Genomic DNA, 20,533 nt, shown 5'->3' on the forward strand with positions numbered 1-20,533 from the left:
CACCTCAAAGAAATGAACTACAGAAAACTAGGCAAAACAAACTTCAACATATCCGAAATCTCACTGGGAACTTGGCAGGTTGGAGGAAAATGGGGATCAGGATTTAATGATAAAACTGCCGATGAACTTATAAATACTGCCATAGACAATGGTGTTAATTTTATTGACACTGCCGATGTTTATGAAAACGGACTAAGCGAAATTGCTGTTGGCCGCGTTGTTCGTTCACGTTCTGAACGTATCTATGTGGCAACAAAATGCGGACGCAATATTAATCCGCATATAAATGAAGAATACCAGCCAAAAGTACTTCAGAAATTTGTTGAAGACAGTTTAAGAAGAACTGGATTAGAAACTCTAGATTTAATACAACTTCATTGTCCGCCTACAGAAGTTTATTATCGTCCTGAAATTTTTGAACTTTTTGACCGCTTAAAAGAACAAGGCAAAATTTTGAATCTTGGCGTAAGCGTCGAAAAAGTCGAAGAAGCCTTAAAAGCAATAGAATATTCAAATGTAACTACGGTTCAAATTATCTTTAACTTATTCCGCCAGCGTCCGTCGCAATTATTTTTCTCTGAAGCAAAGAAGAAAGATATCGGCATCATTGCGCGTGTTCCGCTCGCAAGTGGTCTTTTAACAGGCAAATTTGATTCAAAAACAACTTTTGATACTCAGGATCATCGCAATTTTAATCGTAACGGAGATGCCTTTGATAAAGGCGAAACCTTTTCTGGTATTGATTACGAATTAGGTTTAAAAGCGGTCGAGAAACTAAAAACCTTATTTCCTGAAACAGCAAACCTTGCTCCTATTGCCTTGCAATGGATTTTGAGTTTTAATGAAGTGAGCTGTATTATTCCCGGAGCTTCAAAAAAAGAACATGTTCTTTCGAATTTATCGATTTATGATCTCCCAAATCTTAGCCCTGAAAAAATCTCAGCTATGAATAAAATTTACGAAGAATATGTAAAACCATCTGTGCATCAGCTCTGGTAATTTTTAGCAGACACAAAGGTTCTGAAGTTCTGAAATATTAAGGTTTTACCAAAGTTTAAAACTTATCATCTTAGTATTTCAGAACCTTAACTTCTTAAAAAACTAAAGTTCGAATTCAATTTTAAATTCGGCACCTTTATTCCTGCCTTCACTTAAAGCAGTTAGTTTTCCTTTATTTTTCTCTACAATTTTCTTGCATAAATACAATCCTATTCCAGTTGATGATTCATTTGCAGTTCCTAAACGGCTCATTTTTGTGAATTTCTTAAACAATTCATCAATTTGATTTTTGTCAAAACCAATTCCTTCATCAGTAACTGTAATAATTATATTCGAATTCTCCTTAAAAACTCTAAGTTTTATTTCACTGTCAAAATAAGAGAACTTAACGGCATTGCTGATTAAATTAACTAAAACCTGAACTAATAAACCTTCGTCGATTTTAAGTTTCACCTCGTCAATTTCAACATTTACTTTTAAGTTTACTTTTTTATCAATCAAACGCTGTTCAACCTGCTCATTAATAAAAGGCAGGATATTCGAGATTAAAATCGTTTTAAACTCTGGATTTATTTTTACTACTTGATCTTGTTCCTTTAATAATTTTATAAAATTCTCGATGTATCGAAATTGCAAATTAGTCGATTCGCAAATTAAACCTGCCAAATGTTTAACTGATTCGGATGGATTTTCGCTTAAAATAAGCTCGGCTAAACCTTGCGGATTTCCTGCGAAATTTTTCAAATCATGCGAAAGCATATAAATTAAATCTTGTTTTTCGTTTATAAAACTTTCTGCCTCATAAATAGATTCTTGAATATTACACATCAAAAGTCCTGCTTCATCAGTATATTCTGTTGGCAATACTGAAAGCTGTCTGTTATTTCTATAATCATCCAATGATCTTGAAGCGATCGAAATAGGCTTAATTAATTGTTTTAATATCAAAAGCGTAATCACCGTTGCCAGCAAAGTCATAATTAAAGAAAATACTAAAATTGAAGTTGGCGAGACGGTATGCTCAAAAAAAAGTACAAAAAACAAAATCCCTATAAGCGGAATATGTATTCCTATAAATGCGACAAATAAGAATTTAAATGCATAACTTTTTTTCAAAAAGCTGATTTGTGAAAGATTGTGATACAACTTCATAAAACACGACAAACAATAGGTTATACTTGATAAATTTGAGATTAATGCTTAAAACAAAGTTAACTTTTAAACTCAATTAAACTAATAAATTCAACAATTTGATAATTTTTTTTGAAAATTAAATTTATAAAAGTTTTCAAACGCTTATTTTTGCGCTATGGGAAGAAAAAATACAGACAAAGTTGTCTTTCATCAAATCCAGGTTCTTGATGCTGGAGCAAAAGGAGTGTCAGTAGCAAAAGCACCTGACGGAAAAGTAATCTTTATTCCGAATGTAGTTCCGGGTGATGTAGTTGATGTACAGACATTCAAAAAAAGAAAAGCCTATTACGAAGGTAAAGCCGTAAAATTTCACGAATTATCAGAGCATCGTATTGAACCTATCTGCGATCATTTTGGTGTTTGCGGTGGTTGTAAATGGCAAAATATGAAATACAGCCAACAGTTGTATTACAAACAAAACGAAGTAAAAAATCATTTACAGCGTATTGGAAAAGTTGAGCTTCCTGAATTTGAAACTATTTTAGGTTCGGAAAAACAATTTTTCTATAGAAATAAAATGGAATTTTCATTTTCTAACAGCCGTTGGTTAACAGAAAAAGAAATTGAAAGCAAAGAAGATTTAGGAAACAGAAATGCTTTAGGATTTCATATTCCGAAAATGTGGGATAAAATTCTAGACATTCAAAAATGTCACTTACAAGAAGATCCTTCAAATGCTATTAGAAACGAAATCAGAGCATTTGCAAAGGAGCATAATTTAGCATTCTTTAATCCAAGAGAACATTCTGGTTTATTAAGAACGGTAATGATTCGTACGGCTTCAACTGGCGAAATTATGGTTTTGATTCAGTTTTTCGAAAATGACAAAGCTAACCGCGAACTTATTTTAGATCATTTATACGAGAAATTTCCACAAATTACTTCTTTGCAATATGTGGTAAATGCTAAGCAAAACGATACAATCTACGATCAAGATATCAAACTTTATAAAGGAAGAGATTATATCTTAGAAGAAATGGAAGGTTTGAGATTCAGCATCAATGCTAAATCATTCTATCAAACAAATTCTGATCAAGCTTACGAATTATACAAAATTACGCGTGATTTTGCTGGCTTATCAGGAAATGAAACGGTTTACGATTTATATACCGGAACAGGAACTATTGCACAATTTGTTTCTAAAAAAGCAAAAAAAGTAATTGGTGTAGAAAGTGTGCCAGAAGCAATTTTAGATGCAAAAGCAAATGCAGAGCGCAATAATATTACAAATTGCGAGTTTTTTGTTGGTGACATGAAAGTGGTATTCAATGAAGAATTTATTGCTCAGCATGGTAAACCGGATGTTATTATTACAGATCCGCCAAGAGATGGTATGCACGCAGCCGTAATCGATCAGATTTTAAAAATTGCTCCTAAAAAAGTAGTTTACGTAAGCTGTAACTCGGCAACACAAGCTCGTGATTTAGCATTGATGGACGAAAAATACAAAGTTACCCGCGTTCGACCTGTTGATATGTTCCCACAAACACATCACGTTGAAAATGTTGTACTTTTAGAACTTCGATAATTATAAAATTATAAATGAAAAAAATAGTCTCTCTTTTACTTCTTTTTACTTTTGGACTTTCCAGCTGTGAAAAAGATGACATTTGCGATGGAAATACACCTACAACTCCGCGACTTGTTATTACCTTTTATAACATTTCGGATCCATCTGTTGTAAAAAATGTCACAAACTTAAAAGTTGTTGGTATTGGCGGAGGTGATCCAAATGGGATTATTTTTAATAAAAGCGGAACTGAGATAACCAAATATTTAGCAAACGGAAGCACTATTTCTATTCCGCTAAAAACAGTTGGCACAACTACTTCTTACAGCTTTATATTTAATGCTATAAACAGCAATCCTGCAGCCGTAAATACAGATGTATTGACATTTAATTATGCAACGCAAAACATTTACGTATCTAGAGCTTGCGGTTTTAAAACTAATTTCACATTGAACCCAAGTGATAATTCAAGCACTGCTGGAATCGTACGAACAGATCCTGCTAACGACGGTCAATGGATGCAGAGTATTGATATACTAACTCCTAACATTCAAACAGAAAATGAAACACATGTTAAAATATATTTTTAGTTTTTGCTTAGTGTTTTCAATGTTTTTAGGACATTCTCAAGAAACATCAGCTGCGAAAAAGGAAATCGTTACCGAAAAACCAAAAAAAACAGCAAAACCTGCTGTTCAGGAAACAAAAATTGATAGTATTTCAACAAAAACAGACCGTTATGGTTTGCGTGTTGGAGTAGATTTATACAAATTAACAAGAGGTCTTTACGATAAAGATTATAAAGGAATTGAGTTTGTAGGAGATTATCGTTTAACCAAAACGTACTATTTAGCTGCTGAATTGGGTTTTGAAAACAAAACAACTGACGATGACCGATTAAATTCTACTGCGAAGGGAACTTATATTAAAGCAGGATTCGACTACAATTTATACCAAAACTGGTTAGATATGGAAAACCTAATAACTATTGGTATGCGTGGTGGTTTCAGTTCTTTTAGTCAAGACTTAAACAGCTATAAAGTTTACAATCCAAATCCGTATTGGGGCGAACAGCCTTATATTGCTGCAAATCAAAAATACAACGGATTAAGCGCAGGCTGGATTGAGGTTGCGGGCGGAATTAAAGCTAAAGTTTTTAATAATGTATTTGTTGGTTTTGGTGTTCAGCTTAAACTTTTAGTCATGAACAACAAACCTTCTGGCTTTGACAATCTTTATATTCCTGGTTTTAACAGAACTTATGATGGAAGTTTTGGAGTAGGATTTAACTATACCGTTTCTTATTTTATTCCAATTTATAAGAAAAAAGTAGTTCTTCCAGAAATCAAAAAAGAAACTTCTAAAAAATAGAAATTCTCTTATTATACAAAAAGCCCCGAATTCAAAAATTCGGGGCTTTTTTATACTATACAATTGAAGTCCTGCTTACCTTCAATAAATCCAATCTTCCTTGATATTAAAGGTTAAAAAAATTATCCTATTTCCTTAATTCCTTTTATAAAAATCCATTTCATAAAAAGCTTCTCGCCATCTTTTGTTCTTGCGGCTTGAAATTTTGGAGAAATTAAGGTCGACACAATAAATGCAGTCATCGGAATCCATAATCCAGTTAATCCTGTATAAGTCGCAATTAAAAATCTGCCTAAAATAAACAGAATTGCAAAACATCCTAATTGATATAAAAAAGCTCTTATTTGTAGTTTTGTCATTTTTTTCTTTTTAAAGGTGCAAAGCAGCAAAGATTCAGAGGTACAAAGATCTACTCTTTGCGTTTATAAAGTCTTACCACTTTGCAAGTTTTATTCTATTTGAAATTTTATCTTCTTATAAATACAACTTTACAAAACTCTTCACGACAAAGCTTTAAAACCTATGCCACTATGAACATTTGTAACTTTGAATCTATTTTATTTACTCTGTAACCTGAAATTTCGTTCTCTTGCTTCCTTCGTACATTTCGTATTTTACCAAACGAGCTTCAAGACTTCCGTTAAAAAGCTTGATTTTTCTTGATGGCTTTAATCCAACAAATTTCAACGCTTCTAGGTTTGCCGTGATAAACCAAGCATTTGTTCCTGGATAGTTTTTCTTTAAAGTATCACCTATACTGCTGTAGAATTTCTCCATATGAATATCTAAACGCTCATCATACGGCGGATTAAATACAATATGTAATTTTCCTTCTACTTCTTTTTCAGAATCAAAAAAGTTGTCCTCAGAAATTGTTACATAATCCTCAAGATTAGCATTTCTAATATTATCTTTTGCTTTGCTTACCGCACTTGGTGCTTTATCAAAACCTTTTATTGTATAATGAAATTCTTTTGTTTTTTTCATCAAGCTGTTTACAATTTGATCAAACAAATCGTTGTCCCAGTCTTTCCATTTTTCAAAAGCAAATTCTTTACGATTAATATTTGCAGGAATATTGCAGGCGATCATCGCTGCTTCTGCTAAAAAAGTTCCTGATCCGCACATTGGATCTAAAAAATGACTTTGTCCTTCCCATCCTGAAAGCAATAGAACTCCCGCTGCCAAAACTTCGTTTATAGGCGCAATATTTGTCGCAGTTCTATACCCACGCTGATGCAATGAGCTTCCAGAAGTATCTAAAGCTACTGAAACCTGATCTTTGTCGATATGCACATTGATTCGTAAATCTGGATATTGCTTATCAATACTTGGTCTCTGCCCTGTTCTTTCTCTAAACTGATCTACAATAGCATCTTTACATTTTTGAGAAACAAACTCAGAATGATTAAAATAAGTAGAATGCACAGTTGCATCAATTACAAAAGTTTGATTGGCATTTAACAATTTCGACCAGTTTATGCCCGAAATTCCTTTGTATAATGCCTGCTCATTGTTAGCTCTAAAAGAGTAAATTGGTTTTAGTACTTTCAGCGCCGTTCTAAGCGACAAATTGGCTTTATACATAAACCCTTTATCACCTTTAAAACTTACCATTCGCACTCCTTTTTCAACATCCTGAGCACCAAGCGTACGTAATTCTTGTTCTAATATCTCTTCAAAGCCAAAAAAACATTTGGCAATCATTCTAAAATTTTCTTCCATTTCTCTATAAATTAAAAAAACTAAATCTTAAAAGATGCACTGTGGTGCATCTCTACATTATGCAATGATAATATTTAGGTATCATTGCGAAATAGTTATTTTTCGGCAAAAATACACTAAATTTGCGGTACTTTAAATTAAATGAAATAGAATAAATGTCTGAAGCACCAAACTCATCAACACCAAATCAGGATCGTAATACAGAAAACTGGTTCTCTTCATGGTTTGATACTCCGTATTATCACATTCTTTATAAAGATCGAAATTACCGAGAAGCTCAGGTTTTTATGGATAATCTTACTCATTATCTTAATCTTCCTGAAAAAGCTAAGGTGCTTGATTTAGCCTGCGGAAAAGGAAGACATTCCATATACTTAAACCAACTTGGTTATAATGTATTAGGTGCTGATCTATCTGAAAACAGTATTGCTGAAGCTAATAAAAACAGTAATGAATCACTGCACTTTAAAGTGCACGATATGCGTGAACCTTTTGACGAAAAATTTGATGCCATTTTTAATCTTTTTACCAGTTTTGGTTATTTTGAAAGTGACGACGATAATTTGACTACGCTAAAAGCTATTAAAGAAAGCTTGTCTGAATATGGTTTTGCGGTAATCGATTTTATGAACGTAAATCAGGTTATTGAAACTTTAGTTCCTCAAGAAGTAAAAACAGTTGACGGAATCGATTTTCATATTAAAAGATATGTTGAAGATGGACATATTTTCAAAGAAATTGACTTTGAAGATCAAGGCAGAAAATATCATTTTACAGAAAAAGTAAAAGCATTAACTTTGAAAGACTTTCAAGATTTAATGGATGAAGCAGGAATTTTTCTGTTAGATATTTTTGGAGATTACAAACTCAAAAAATTCCATAAAACTGAAAGCGAACGATTAATCATGATTTTTAAATAAATTGGGGAATCGTTAATTGTTTAACCGTTTAATCGCTAAACAAAAAACAATTAACCGATTAAACAAATCAACGATTACACGAAACGAAATGAACTATTTACTACCCTTATTTTCTGTACTTTTAGGATATATAGTGGCTTTGTTTTTAAAACCTAAAAACAAAACCAATTTAAAGTTACTGCTGGCATTCAGCGGTTCATTTTTGTTATCATTAACGGTAATGCATCTTTTGCCCGAAGTTTATGAATCTCACAATCATAATATTGGGATTTTTATTATGCTTGGGATTTTGTTTCAAATTGTACTTGAATTTTTCTCAAAAGGCGCAGAACATGGACATGTTCATGGACATGCAAAAATGTCGCAAATTCCGTGGCTGCTTTTTATAAGTCTTTGCATTCATGCTTTCTTAGAAGGTTTTCCGGTAAGCCATCATCATGATTTAGCCCTTGGAATTGCTATTCATCATTTGCCAATTGCAGTAATTTTAACAACATTCTTCATCAATGCCGATTTAGACAAAAAAGCCATTTTTGCCTTCATGCTTACTTTTGCCGTAATGACACCTTTAGGAACTGTTGCTTCTGAATATCTGCCAATTTTAAATGAATATTATACTGAAATTACCGCAATTGTAATTGGTATATTATTTCATATTTCATCGACTATTATTTTTGAAAGCAGCGAAGGACATAAGTTTAATGTTGCCAAAGTTTCTATGATTGTACTCGGAATCTTACTAGCATTTTTCTTGTAATTTCATGAAATTTTGCTTCCTTTTTAGCAGCTGAACATCATCTTTCATTATTTAAAATGATGCTTTTTCCTACTTGCTTTTTAGTATTAAGTTTCTAAAATAATACCGCTGAATATTCTTGGCATTTATGAAATTTTAAATAACCGATAAAGAAATAAAGCCTTCCTCTTTTTTGGCTTTTCATCAAAAAAGAAGCTGATTACGAACCAAAATCCTAGATATTCCAGCTAGTAAGTCTAGTTTATTTATTAATCTTAACTTTTCAACCATATTACTTTTCTCATTCGCGTAACAAAACTTCTGACAAACAGTCTTTATTGATAAAAAATAGAGCATAAAAAAAGATTACAAATCTTTGTGACTTTGTGTTGTAATTTTCTTGATTAAAATAAAAAAATATTAATTTTGACTGGTCTAAATAACACTAAAATGACATTTACAAAAACGACTGAACTCTCATCACAATATGAACATTTAGAAAAAATGTCTGTTCATGAATTGTTATCAAATATCAACCAAGAAGATAAAACTGTTCCTTATGCAGTAGAAAAAGCTTTACCTCAAATAGAAGCTTTGATACCAAAAATAGTTGCAAAATTGAAACTTGGCGGCAGATTATTTTATATTGGTGCGGGAACTTCAGGACGTCTTGGTGTTGTTGATGCATCAGAATGTCCGCCTACTTTTGGTGTTCCTTTTGATTTAGTAAATGGTATAATTGCAGGTGGTGATACCGCTATAAGACGAGCAGTCGAAAATGCAGAAGATAATCCAACACAAGCTTGGATTGATTTAAAGACTTACAATATTAATCAAAATGATGTAGTAATTGGAATTGCTGCTTCTGGAACAACTCCTTATGTTATTGGAGGATTAGAAGCTTGTAACCAAAACAATATTGTTACTGGCTGTATTACCAACAATGCTGGAAGTCCGCTTGCATTAACAGCAAAGTTTCCAATCGAAGTTGTCGTTGGTCCTGAATTTATTACCGGTAGTTCGCGAATGAAAGCTGGAACCGCACAAAAACTGGTTTTAAACATGATTTCGACAGCTGCAATGATTCAGCTTGGAAAAGTAAGAGGTAACAAAATGGTCGATATGCAGTTAAGTAATGTTAAACTTGTAGATCGAGGTGTTAAAATGATTATGGGTGAAATCCCTGTTTCATACGATGAAGCATCAGAATTACTAAAAAAATATGGCAGCGTAAGAAATGCTGTTGATAATTATCATAAATAAAAAAAAATCTTTGTGGTACTTTTAACCGCAAACTTCTTCAAGTTTTCAAACGTGAAACTTGAAACAAAAAACACACAAATGGCTACAAATAAACAATTATTAGGAAAAGGAATCAAATATTTAACTGGCGCTCTGCCATTAATGTTTCTTGGACCTTCGTTGATTTACAATGCTTTTATGAATCAACATACCAATTGGCACTATTTGGTTTTAGGAATTGGAATTGTGGCTTGCTTAGCTTCTATGTTTTTAATTTTCTACGGATTGAAAACAATAATGAAAGGTATATTTAATGACTAATTTGTATCTTTACTAAAACTCTTTACTATGGACATTCAAGCAGAATTAAACTGGATTCATCAAGAAATTGATAAAGTTAAAGACCCTTCGTTTGTTGAAAAATTAAAACATCTTTTACAATCTGTAAACAATTCTACAATTGACTCAGATGCTGCTTATAATTTAGATATCCAAAATGCCTTGAATAATATAAAAAAAGGTAATTTTTATACTGAAGACGAAGCAAAAGAAATAGCCAAAAAATGGGGAAGAAAATAATCTGGTCAAGCGATGCTTTGAACCAGCTAGAAGACATTCACTTCTATATTTTCTTTGAAAGTAAATCCATTAAAATAGCTGACAAAGTAGTTAATACAATTTTTAACAGTACAGATATATTAAAAACACAATCAGAAGTTTACAAACTTGACAAACAAAAAATCAATAATGATGGCAGTTTTAGAGTTTATTCTGTTTATGACTACGCTGTTTCTTACCAAGTTACAGAAGATACGATTTATATACTTCGAGTGCGTCACAATGCACAAAAACCGAGAAAACATTTATGGAAAGTCTAATTCACATTCAAAAAACATTCGAAAAAGTTGTTTACATCGATAAAAAAATAAACAATCGTGAATTTGAAGATTGTGTGTTTAAAAATTGTGATTTCTCGAATAGTAATTTTAACTCTAATACTTTTTTAGACTGCGAATTTATTGACTGCAACTTATCTATGACAAGTTTAGCAGGAACGAGTTTAAAAAATGTGACTTTCAGAAATTGCAAACTTTTAGGAATTGCTTTTAACGAATGTGACGATTTTTTATTTCAAGTTCATTTTGAAGAATGTGCTTTAGATTACGCTTCTTTTGCTAATAAAAAAATGCCAAAAACAAAGTTTATTAATTCGTCACTTAAAGAAGTAACTTTTGTTGGAACTAATTTAACCAGTTCTGTTTTTGACAATTGTAACTTAGACGGTGCTATTTTTAATGAAACCCAACTGGCAGCAGTTGATTTTAGAACTGCTTACAATTACAAAATCGATCCTGAATTTAATGCAATGCGAAAAGCTCAATTCTCAACTCAGGGAATCATTGGACTTTTAGATAAATACGATATCAAGATTGTATAAATAGCGGCTCAACTTTCATTTTTCAATTGTTCGCAATCCCTTCTTTATAATATAAGCTGTTTCTTTTACAGTGCTTTCTGTTTGCCACTTTTTGCATAAATCCTTAACAAAATCTGGTCGCGATTTACTGGCATCATTAAGCCAGTTCCCTACACTATCCTGAACATATTTTGATGGATCAGATTTCAGAGAATCTAAAATTTCCAAAGCCAATTCCGGTTTTTTCTTAAGCGCTTCGATATGTTCGCACCAAACTCCTCGCGGCCTAATTGCTTCGGTTGCAAAACGTCTGATATTTTCATCTTCATTTAAAGCCCATTTTAATAGAATTTCAAGACTTTTATCCAAATTCTTTACAATATTTGAACGGACAGCCAGCCATGAAATTTCTCGAACTCCAAAATGCTTATCGGCTGCTAAAAACTGAATTTTTTCTAACATTTCCTCAATTGTATATTTTGGATTTTTTCCTATTGTATATGCTGACCAGCATCTAACTAAATCTGATTTATGTTTAGAAATATCTGACAGGATGCTTAAATCATTATTTAAAGCAGACAATTTTAATATTCCAGTTCCAATTGCTTCATTTATAGTATTAACTGTTTGCTTTTTCAAACTATTAATATCTATTAAAATAGGTTCCAAATATTCCGTTCTATTTAATTCTTTCAAGAGGTTTTCGAGAAGTACAGTTTGATTAACAGCAAGCCATTCTACCAAATTCGCCGATTCAATTTCGCCTTTATTAAGCTGCTCTAAAATAGAACTCGGAATATCTTTTGCAGATCGTGCTCCTTTACGTTTTATGGTTGTATTCAATGTTTCAATTTGATTCGTTAATTCGCTCATTCTGCTTAAAATTTTGACTATTTTTGTAAAGATCGGTAAGTTGAATCAGCCTGGCAATACCGCATATTTTTACCCCATAGTGACACAAAAGTCAATTTTATGCAAACAAAGGAACGAAACACAGAAAATAAAATTTGTCCATTAGAAATTGCTGTAAACTGTATCAGCGGAAAATGGAAAATTCCAATTGTCTGGCAGATTAATGACGGAAAAAAAAGACCAAGTGAATTTTTACGCGGCATTGCTAAAGTAGACAGACGCGTTTTAAATCAGCAGTTAAATGAAATGGTAGAAGACGGCATATTGATAAAACATTCTTTTAATGAACTTCCTCCGCGTGTTGAATATACTTTGACCGAAACTGGAGAACAATTAGTCGAAATACTATGGAAACTTAATGATTGGGGGAAATTACTGATTTCCGAAAATAAAATTGAGCTTCAATCTTAAAACACGCAAATCATGAAAACAGATGAATCTTATTTAGAAAGTGTTAAAAAACAATTTTTGTATTACAAAACACTTGGCGAAAAAGCGATCAATCAATTAGAACCTGAACAACTTTTTTTTGAAACAAATGATGATACTAACAGTATTGCCACGATTGTAAAACATATTTCGGGAAATATGCTTTCGCGATGGACAGACTTTTTAACTTCTGACGGTGAGAAGGAATGGCGAAATCGTGATTCAGAATTTGAGAATGATCTACAGTCAAAACAAGAGGTTTTAGAAGTTTGGAATAAAGGCTGGAAATGTCTGGAAAATGCATTGAGCAGCCTAAAACCAGAACAGCTTTCAGATATTATTTATATTCGAAATGAAGGTCATACCGTTATCGAAGCCATAAATAGACAACTTGCACATTATCCTTATCATGTTGGGCAGATTATTTTTTATGCTAAACAACTAAAAAACAGTTCTTGGGACAGCTTATCCATTCCAAAGAATAAATCAGGAAATTACAATGCCGAAAAGTTTGCCAAAGAGAAAGAAATTAAGAACTTTACCGATGATGAATTAAATAAATTGAAATGAAACGATTTTTGAATGATGAATAACGATTTTTGATTTATGATTTGATCTTCATATTCAAATAATTCATACGTACAAAATCATAAACATCTACTTCGCAATAATTAAAATTAAATGAAAAAAATACTATTCTTACTTCCAGTATTGGCGCTGGTATCATGTTATAATGCCGAACACAATTGTAAAGATTTTAAAACCGGGAAATTCAAATTTGAGTTTGAAGTAAACGGCGTAAAAAAAACTACGGTTTTTGAGCGCAAAGAAAATATTGAAATCGAAACATTTGAAGGAAAAACAGATACTTCGACTATTCGCTGGGTGAGCGACTGCGAATATGTACTGCAAAAAAAACACCCAAAAAACATGGCTGAAGAAAAAGCAATCAGCATGAAAATTCTAACCACTACAAAAGATTCTTATACATTTGAATTTGGTATGGTTGGATCTGAAGAAAAACAACGCGGTACAGTTTTTAAAATTGACTAAATAAATATAAATAAACGCCTTTGATATGGAAATATTCTTAAATCCTGATGCTTGGATTGCCTTATTGACTCTGACCTTTCTTGAAATTGTTTTAGGAATCGACAACATCATTTTTATATCTATTGTTACTGGAAAACTGCCTGAAGAAGATCGTAAAAAAGCAACCCGAATAGGTTTATTTCTGGCTATGTTCATGCGTATTGCTTTATTAATGGGAATCTCTTATTTGATTGCTATGAAAGCGACAATATTCAGCATTCATTGGGGTTGGTTTGAAGGTGATTTTACTGGACAAGCCGTTATTTTATTCCTTGGAGGTTTATTTTTAATTTATAAAAGCACCAAAGAAATCAGCGAAAAAGTGGATCATAAAGGCGAAGAAGAAAAAACAATTAAAACAGCTGCAAAAAAATCATTTTCGAATGTTATTGTTCAGATTTTATTAATCGATTTAATATTTTCTGTGGATTCCATTTTAACTGCTGTTGGAATGACAAATGGTGTACACGGCGCATTGACTATTATGATAACCGCAGTTATTATTTCGGTTGCCGTTATGATGTTATTTGCTGTTCCTGTTGGAAACTTCGTAAACAAAAACCCATCAATTCAAATATTAGGACTTTCGTTTTTAATCTTAATTGGATTCATGTTAATTACAGAAAGTATGCACTTATCAAACGCTGCTCTTGCAGGTGAACACATTGGTGCTGTACCAAAAGGTTATTTATATTTTGCCATCTCATTTTCACTTGCTGTGGAATTTATTAATATGAGAATCCGCAAAAGACAAGCATAAACATAAAAAAGTCCCAAGAATGGGACTTTTTTTTTGATACTTTTAAAAACTTCCTCTCACCTCTTCACCTTTGCACCTTTGTAACCAAAATAATAATCAGGTGTTTCTTTTACATTTCTATTTTATATAGTACATTAGATTTCAAATCTGACGCATGAAAAATACCATTTCACAAAGAGTTGCCGACTTTTTAAAGAACTTCCCTCCTTTTAATTTTTTGCATCCAATGGATCTCGAAAAGCTTTCGGAACAAATCTCTATTGTTTATAAAGATAAAGATGCCGTTATTTTTGCCGAAAATGAAAAAGCTCATGATTCCTTCTATGTAGTTCACAAAGGAGCAGTTGCACTTAAAAAGAGTCAAAAAAGCACTGTTTTAGATATGTGTGACGAAGGTGATATTTTTGGATTACGTCCGCTTTTAGCACAGGAAAATTATATTATGGAAGCTGTGGCACATGAAGAAACTATTCTGTATGCAATTCCAATAGCCGTATTTAAGCCTTATGCGCTGGAAAATAGAAATATTGGTAATTTCCTGATTGAAAGTTATGCTTCAAATACTAAAAATCCTTATTCTGATATTCATAAAGACAAACTATACGGCGATGATGATTTATTGAATGAAAACCGTCATTCCAATAATGATTCATTTGATTTAGCGCCAATAAAATATTCTAAAAAAATTGTCACTTGCAGTCCATCCACAACGGTAAAGGATATTGCCAAAATCATGAACGATAAAAAAGTAGGCGCCATATTGATTGTCGACGAAATGCTGCCAATTGGTATTTTGACTGATAAAGATCTTCGCAATAAAATTGTTACTGGAGATTATTCAATCATGACTACTGCCGAAACAATCATGACAAAACCAGTAATTACGTATCCGAAAAAAATGACCGTTACTGAGGCTCAAATGGCGATGATGAAAAGCAATATCAGTCATTTATGTCTTACCAAAGATGGAACTGTAAATACAAAAGCAGTTGGAATTTTATCGAAACATGATGTAATGGTTGCGCTTGGAAATAATCCAGCAGTTTTGATTAAAGCTTTGAAAAGAGCTAAAAAAACTAAAGAAATAAAGCCTATTCGAAACCGCATTATGCAGCTTCTTCAAGGGTATTTAGATCAAAACATTCCGATGACATTGATTTCTAAAATCATAACAGAACTCAATGAAGCCTGCACAACACGCGTAATCGAAATTTGCATTGAAAAAATGAGCAGTCCGCCCCCGGTAAAATTTGCATGGCTCGCACTTGGAAGTCAAGGAAGAGGAGAACAAATGCTGCATACAGATCAAGACAATGCAATTGTATATGAAAATGTTTCAGATGTTTTTAAAGATGAAACTAAAATTTATTTTTTAAAGTTTGCTGCATTGGTCAATAAAGGTTTATTTGATATTGGCTACGATTACTGTCCTGCCGAAATGATGGCTTCAAACCCTAAATGGTGTATGAGCCTTGATGAATGGAAGGCTCAAGTGCATCACTGGATTACAAATCCAGGAAAAAATGAGGTTTTACTGTCGTTTATTTTCTTTGATTATAATATAACTTATGGCGATGCCGAAATTGCGAATCAGCTCTCTGATTTTATTTTTGAAGATATAAAAGCTAATCCAATATTTTATGTCCATTTAGTAAGCGGTGCATTGCAAAACCCATCTCCAACAGGTTTCTTCAGACAGTTTCTTGTAGAGCAAGACGGCGCAAACAAAGATAATTTCGATATTAAAAGACGAGCTTTAATGCCTTTAACGGATGCTGCACGAGTATTAATTTTATCACATTCTGTTAAATCAATCAGCAATACTGCAGAGCGTTTTGAAAAACTGGCAGAATTAGAACCTAATAACAGAGAACTTTATTTATCCTGTTCCTACTCCTTTAAAGCTTTATTAAAATTTAGAACCAAACAAGGACTTTTACATCATGATTCAGGACAATTTATTGCTTTGGAATCTTTATCTAAAATGGAAAAAATTAAACTGAAACGTACTTTTAAAACTATAAAAGAACTTCAAGAACTTATCTCAATACGATTTAATATTTCAAATTTAGTATAGCGATGGGTTTATTTAATTTTTGGAAAAAAGACGACGAACTCTTCGACGAAAGCATCACTATCGAAGAAACACGATTTGTAGTTTTGGATACTGAAACAACAGGATTCGACTACGAAAATGATCGAATTTTATGCATTGGTGCTTTAGTGTTGCAAAACAACGTAATTTCTATTCAGGAAACACTGGAAATTTATCTTCAGCAAGATCATTACGACAAATCGACTGCGCAAATTCATGGAATATTAAGAGATTTTGTTCTACAACGCCCAAGTGAACTAGAGGCTTTACAGCAGTTTTTAACTTTTTTAGGAGATTCTATTATCATAGCACATCATACCGTTTTTGATATCACTATGATTAACAAAGCTTTGGAAAGAAATAATCTGCCACAGTTAACTAATAAAACTTTAGATACAGCGCATTTGTACAAGAAAACACTAATTAAATCTCATTTGTTTGAACGTAAAGATCATTATACTTTAGACGATCTTGCAGATAAATTTGATATTTCAAAAAAAGACCGACACACTGCTTTAGGTGATGCTTACATCACCGCGATTGCTTTTTTGAAAATTGTAAAAAAATTAAAAGAGAAAAAAGAAATTTCTTTAAATCAGCTTTTTAAATAATTTTAAGATTTTATTAACACTCTAAAATTTACATTAGACGTAATAATTTACCATTTAGTAATCTTTGACTTATTATTTATTAGCAATAAGAAAAAACTAGCGTAACATATATTTTGTTTTTCGAGGATAGCTTTGCCTCAATCAAAAAAACAAAAACAAATATGAAAACTAATTTTTTAAAATCAGTTGCATTGCTTGGAATTACAGGACTTTCTGTAATTAGCTGCCAAAATGACGACAAAGATTCATCTAAAGATGTAAACGCCGCTATCGATTTTACTTCACACTCAAAAGTTCCTGCTTTTGTATTTCCGATGGCAGGTTTTGAAAACCTTAAAATTAGCACTTTAATTGCAAGTTCTGATGTTCTTCCAGATTCTCCTAAATTTGTTTACGGTGCACAGCCTGATGGTGCTGGATTAATGAAAAATCCAACTGGAGAAGGTTATATTATGATCACAAATCATGAAATCCTGCAATCAGTTTCTAGAGTTTATTTAGACAAAACTTTTAAACCTGTAAAAGGAGATTATCTTGTTGACGGAGTTGGAGGTTTAACTCGTTTATGTTCTGCAACTTTAGCAACACCAGAAATTCACGGATTTGGCCCTATCTTTTTAACTGCAGGAGAAAGCGGACAAGAAAGTATGGTTCACGGAATTAATCCGTTAGGACAATCATCAGACAAAAGCAGAACAGATAGAGTTTTACCAGCTTTAGGAAAAGCAAGTATGGAAAATGCAGTTCCGCTTCCTAAAGAAGCTTATCCAGGGAAAACTGTTATCCTTATTGGAGAAGATCAATCGTATGCAACTTCACACGTAAGTGCAGGACAATTGATTATGTATATGAGTTCTACTGTTGGAGATTTAAGTAATGGTAAATTATATGCTTTAAAAAGAACTGACGGGAATCAAGTAGAAACTACAATGAAACTAAACAATTCTTATCCTGTTCAGTTTGTTGAAATCCCGAATGCGAAAAACTTAACTGGAGCTGTAATTAATACAACTGTTAATGACTTAAAAGCAATTCGTTTTTCAAGAGTTGAAGACGTAGATTACAGAAAAGGAAGCGCAAGCAACAACAGAGAAGTTTATTTTACAGCAACTGGCCAAGCAACAAACAATGCTCCTGTTGACGGATATACAATGTGGGGAAGAGTTTATAAATTAAAAATGGACGCTGCAGATCCGCTAAAAGGAACTTTAGAATTGGCTGTTGAAGGTGATAGTACTCCAGGAACTGGAATCATTAACCCAGATAACTTATGTGTAACTGAAAACTTCGTTTACATTCAAGAAGATGGTGATAGTTATTATACTGATGCTAAACACGATTCGTACATCTGGCAATACAATATCGCTACAAAACAAAACAAACCTTGGTTAAACATGAACCACAAAAGAACGGATACGGCTTGGAATGCTCTTTACAACCAAACTGGTGAAATGAGATTTGGAAGCTGGGAATTTGGAGCAATGGAAGATATATCTGACATCATTGGTGTTCCTGATACTTTTACCGTAAATATTCACCCTCACACTTGGCAGAGTGATGCGTTTAAAAACGCTGATGGTTCTGGAACTCAAACTAACAAAGAAGGAGGGCAAACTGTAATTATTAGAAACGTACAACGATAATAAATACAGCCAAAATCTATCAACAACCCTTATTTTCTAGATAAGGGTTGTTTCTATTACAATACTATTATGAAATTAAAGCACTTTACTTTTCTACTTTTGACACTTTCTTTCTTCTTTTCATGTCAAAAAAATGAAGTTTCAAAAACGACTATAAAACAAGATTTATTAGTTGACTTGACCAAGTTAAACAATGAAATTTTACAATTTCAGAAGCTGATAACAAATACCTCATCACAAAAAGAAATTGTTGAACAGTTTAAACAATCACGTCTGGCTTATAAAAAAGTCGAATGGGCAATTGAATACTTTGCGCCTGAAACGGCAAGATTTATGAATGGTCCAGCTTTAGACGAAATGGAACTTGAAGAAAACAGATCATTTGAACCTCATGGTTTTCAGGTTATCGAAGAAATGATTTATCCAGAATATGATGCTGAAAATAATCCTGATTTAATCAAAGAACTTAATATTTTTCAGTCCAATATTAAACAGCTGAAAAGCACTTTTGAAGTTATTACAATCAGTAACGATTATGCTCTCGATGCTGTTCAACAAAATGTATTTAGGGTTATTACATTAGGAATCACAGGTTTTGACAGTCCAATTTTACAATCTTCAATTCCAGAAGCGGCCGAAAGCTTGATTGTAATTCCAAAATCACTTGAAAAAATTAACGCGGGTAATACGTCATTATCAGAACTGAAAAAATTGACTTTAAAAGCGCAAAAGTACTGTACTGAAAACAATAATTTCAATGCTTTTAATCGCGCCTTTTTTATAACGGAATATCTAAATCCGATTTCAAAAAATATAAAAGCTTTTCAGAAAGAAGAAAATATTAAAAATGTAAAAAAGAGTAGTCCGTTAAACCCAGCTATTGAAACTTTATTTGATAAAGATGCGTTTGATGTTAATGCTTTTGTACTTTCTGATGAGTATAATTTCACGAAAGAGAAATCCATTTTAGGAGAAAAATTATTTTATGATAAAGGTCTTTCTAAAAACAATGATCGAAGCTGCGCCTCTTGCCATCATCCTGAAAAAGCATTTACAGACGGCTTAAAAACAAACGTTTCTTTGACTGGTTCCAATTTAGCCAGAAATACTCCTACTCTAACCTACGCTTCTTTACAAAATGCTCAATTTTGGGATATGCGCCAATTAGATTTAGAAAAACAAAGTGTAGATGTTATTCAAAATAAAGATGAGATGCATGGTTCTATCGAAAATATTCATGCGAAGATTCAGCTCGACGAAGATTATATAAAATTGTTCAAAAAAGCATATCCAAAAACTTCAAAACCTGAAGCTTGGCAGATTCAAAATGCTATTGCTAGTTATGTTCGTTCTTTAAACGCATTCGATTCTCGATTTGATGAATATATGCGAGGGAATAAAAACAGTCTTAACAATGAAGAAATAGAAGGAATGAATCTTTTTATGGGAAAAGCAAAATGTGCAACTTGTCATTTTACGCCATTATTTAACGGAACTGTTCCGCCTAGTTATTCTAAAACTGAGCATGAAGTTATTGGAACTCCAAATGAAGCTTCAGGAAAAACATTAAGCCCGGATAAAGGTCGTTATCTGTATAACAAAATGCCGCAATTAGTTGGTGCCTTTAAAACTCCAACTGTACGAAATGCCGCAGTTACAGCTCCATATATGCACAACGGCGTTTTTAAAACCCTCGAAGAAGTAGTTTCTTTTTACAATAAAGGAGGCGGACAAGGTTTAGGCTATGAAGTAGAAAACCAAACGCTTCCTTTTGATAAATTGAATTTAACTGTAAAGGAAGAAAAAGCGCTTGTTGCTTTTATGAAAACACTTACGGACAAGAAATACCAGTAAAACCAAAATAATTTTTAGAAAAA

23 protein-coding genes are annotated in these 20,533 nt (G+C 32.5%); 19 read left to right on the top strand and 4 right to left on the bottom strand.

What is annotated here, in order from left to right:
• Positions 1-12: 12 nt before the first annotated feature.
• Positions 13-999 (top strand): aldo/keto reductase, encoded by a 987-nt coding sequence (locus B0A81_RS16355; RefSeq protein ID WP_089059014.1) that lies wholly within the window; start codon positions 13-15, stop codon positions 997-999.
• Between the two features lie 102 nt (positions 1,000-1,101).
• Here B0A81_RS16355 and B0A81_RS16360 read toward each other — a convergent pair whose 3' ends face one another.
• Positions 1,102-2,115 carry a sensor histidine kinase gene (locus B0A81_RS16360; RefSeq protein ID WP_233207084.1) on the bottom strand — a complete coding sequence of 338 codons (1,014 nt, stop codon included), beginning with the start codon at positions 2,113-2,115 and terminating at the stop codon, positions 1,102-1,104.
• 193 nt (positions 2,116-2,308) lie between these two features.
• Here B0A81_RS16360 and rlmD point away from each other — a divergent pair, with 193 nt between their 5' ends.
• The 3 genes from rlmD to B0A81_RS16375 are packed head-to-tail and all read left to right on the top strand — an operon-like array spanning position 2,309 to position 5,074.
• Positions 2,309-3,721, top strand: a complete 1,413-nt coding sequence (gene rlmD, locus B0A81_RS16365) for a 23S rRNA (uracil(1939)-C(5))-methyltransferase RlmD (RefSeq protein WP_089059016.1) — start codon at positions 2,309-2,311, stop codon at positions 3,719-3,721.
• A 14-nt stretch (positions 3,722-3,735) separates the two neighbouring features.
• Positions 3,736-4,293 carry a DUF6452 family protein gene (locus tag B0A81_RS16370; RefSeq protein WP_089059017.1) on the top strand — a complete coding sequence of 186 codons (558 nt, stop codon included), beginning with the start codon at positions 3,736-3,738 and terminating at the stop codon, positions 4,291-4,293.
• Complete coding sequence (locus tag B0A81_RS16375) at positions 4,265-5,074, top strand: DUF6048 family protein (RefSeq protein ID WP_089059018.1); 810 nt, start codon at positions 4,265-4,267, stop codon at positions 5,072-5,074. The genes B0A81_RS16370 and B0A81_RS16375 overlap by 29 nt, the downstream gene beginning before the upstream one ends.
• A gap of 122 nt (positions 5,075-5,196) precedes the next feature.
• Here the strand turns inward: B0A81_RS16375 and B0A81_RS16380 are convergent, their stop codons facing one another.
• Both B0A81_RS16380 and B0A81_RS16385 read right to left on the bottom strand, forming a co-directional pair.
• A complete protein-coding gene (locus tag B0A81_RS16380) occupies positions 5,197-5,433 on the bottom strand; it encodes a hypothetical protein (protein WP_089059019.1) in 237 nt (78 codons plus the stop codon).
• Between the two features lie 202 nt (positions 5,434-5,635).
• Positions 5,636-6,799 (bottom strand): THUMP domain-containing class I SAM-dependent RNA methyltransferase, encoded by a 1,164-nt coding sequence (locus B0A81_RS16385; protein ID WP_089059020.1) that lies wholly within the window; start codon positions 6,797-6,799, stop codon positions 5,636-5,638.
• 155 nt (positions 6,800-6,954) lie between these two features.
• Here B0A81_RS16385 and B0A81_RS16390 point away from each other — a divergent pair, with 155 nt between their 5' ends.
• From B0A81_RS16390 to B0A81_RS16420, 7 genes are all read left to right on the top strand, one after another.
• Complete coding sequence (locus B0A81_RS16390) at positions 6,955-7,719, top strand: class I SAM-dependent methyltransferase (RefSeq protein ID WP_089059021.1); 765 nt, start codon at positions 6,955-6,957, stop codon at positions 7,717-7,719.
• Positions 7,720-7,807: 88 nt separating this feature from the next.
• The gene (locus tag B0A81_RS16395) at positions 7,808-8,476 is read left to right on the top strand and encodes a ZIP family metal transporter (protein WP_089059043.1); all 669 of its coding nucleotides are present in this window, start codon (positions 7,808-7,810) and stop codon (positions 8,474-8,476) included.
• A gap of 429 nt (positions 8,477-8,905) precedes the next feature.
• Positions 8,906-9,718: an N-acetylmuramic acid 6-phosphate etherase gene (gene murQ, locus B0A81_RS16400; RefSeq protein ID WP_089059022.1), complete on the top strand. Its 813-nt coding sequence runs from the start codon at positions 8,906-8,908 to the stop codon at positions 9,716-9,718.
• Positions 9,719-9,796: 78 nt separating this feature from the next.
• A complete protein-coding gene (locus B0A81_RS16405) occupies positions 9,797-10,018 on the top strand; it encodes a DUF6095 family protein (protein WP_089059044.1) in 222 nt (73 codons plus the stop codon).
• Positions 10,019-10,045: 27 nt separating this feature from the next.
• A complete protein-coding gene (locus B0A81_RS16410) occupies positions 10,046-10,276 on the top strand; it encodes a hypothetical protein (protein WP_089059023.1) in 231 nt (76 codons plus the stop codon).
• On the top strand, positions 10,261-10,575 hold the full coding sequence (locus tag B0A81_RS16415) for a type II toxin-antitoxin system RelE/ParE family toxin (RefSeq protein ID WP_089059024.1): 315 nt from the start codon (positions 10,261-10,263) through the stop codon (positions 10,573-10,575). Before B0A81_RS16410 ends, B0A81_RS16415 begins: the two co-directional genes overlap by 16 nt.
• On the top strand, positions 10,563-11,135 hold the full coding sequence (locus B0A81_RS16420) for a pentapeptide repeat-containing protein (RefSeq protein ID WP_089059025.1): 573 nt from the start codon (positions 10,563-10,565) through the stop codon (positions 11,133-11,135). The genes B0A81_RS16415 and B0A81_RS16420 overlap by 13 nt, the downstream gene beginning before the upstream one ends.
• 15 nt (positions 11,136-11,150) lie before the next feature.
• Here the strand turns inward: B0A81_RS16420 and B0A81_RS16425 are convergent, their stop codons facing one another.
• On the bottom strand, positions 11,151-11,987 hold the full coding sequence (locus B0A81_RS16425) for a DNA alkylation repair protein (protein WP_089059026.1): 837 nt from the start codon (positions 11,985-11,987) through the stop codon (positions 11,151-11,153).
• 99 nt (positions 11,988-12,086) lie between these two features.
• On the opposite strand from B0A81_RS16425, the gene B0A81_RS16430 reads away from it, so the two are divergent.
• From B0A81_RS16430 to B0A81_RS16465, 8 genes are all read left to right on the top strand, one after another.
• Positions 12,087-12,437 (top strand): winged helix-turn-helix transcriptional regulator, encoded by a 351-nt coding sequence (locus tag B0A81_RS16430; protein WP_089052407.1) that lies wholly within the window; start codon positions 12,087-12,089, stop codon positions 12,435-12,437.
• A 12-nt stretch (positions 12,438-12,449) separates the two neighbouring features.
• Positions 12,450-13,025, top strand: a complete 576-nt coding sequence (locus B0A81_RS16435; RefSeq protein WP_089059027.1) for a DUF1572 family protein — start codon at positions 12,450-12,452, stop codon at positions 13,023-13,025.
• A 111-nt stretch (positions 13,026-13,136) separates the two neighbouring features.
• On the top strand, positions 13,137-13,508 hold the full coding sequence (locus B0A81_RS16440; protein ID WP_089059028.1) for a DNA topoisomerase IV: 372 nt from the start codon (positions 13,137-13,139) through the stop codon (positions 13,506-13,508).
• Positions 13,509-13,533: 25 nt separating this feature from the next.
• Positions 13,534-14,307, top strand: coding sequence for a TerC family protein (locus tag B0A81_RS16445; protein ID WP_089059029.1), 774 nt, complete (start codon positions 13,534-13,536; stop codon positions 14,305-14,307).
• A gap of 154 nt (positions 14,308-14,461) precedes the next feature.
• Positions 14,462-16,384, top strand: coding sequence for a DUF294 nucleotidyltransferase-like domain-containing protein (locus tag B0A81_RS16450; protein ID WP_089059030.1), 1,923 nt, complete (start codon positions 14,462-14,464; stop codon positions 16,382-16,384).
• Positions 16,385-16,386: 2 nt separating this feature from the next.
• On the top strand, positions 16,387-17,013 hold the full coding sequence (locus tag B0A81_RS16455) for a 3'-5' exonuclease (protein WP_089059031.1): 627 nt from the start codon (positions 16,387-16,389) through the stop codon (positions 17,011-17,013).
• Positions 17,014-17,174: 161 nt separating this feature from the next.
• On the top strand, positions 17,175-18,656 hold the full coding sequence (locus tag B0A81_RS16460) for a PhoX family protein (RefSeq protein WP_089059032.1): 1,482 nt from the start codon (positions 17,175-17,177) through the stop codon (positions 18,654-18,656).
• A 69-nt stretch (positions 18,657-18,725) separates the two neighbouring features.
• A complete protein-coding gene (locus tag B0A81_RS16465) occupies positions 18,726-20,510 on the top strand; it encodes a cytochrome-c peroxidase (RefSeq protein WP_089059033.1) in 1,785 nt (594 codons plus the stop codon).
• Positions 20,511-20,533: the final 23 nt, after the last annotated feature.

The organism is Flavobacterium plurextorum (assembly GCF_002217395.1).
Taxonomy (GTDB): Bacteria; Bacteroidota; Bacteroidia; order Flavobacteriales; family Flavobacteriaceae; genus Flavobacterium; species Flavobacterium plurextorum.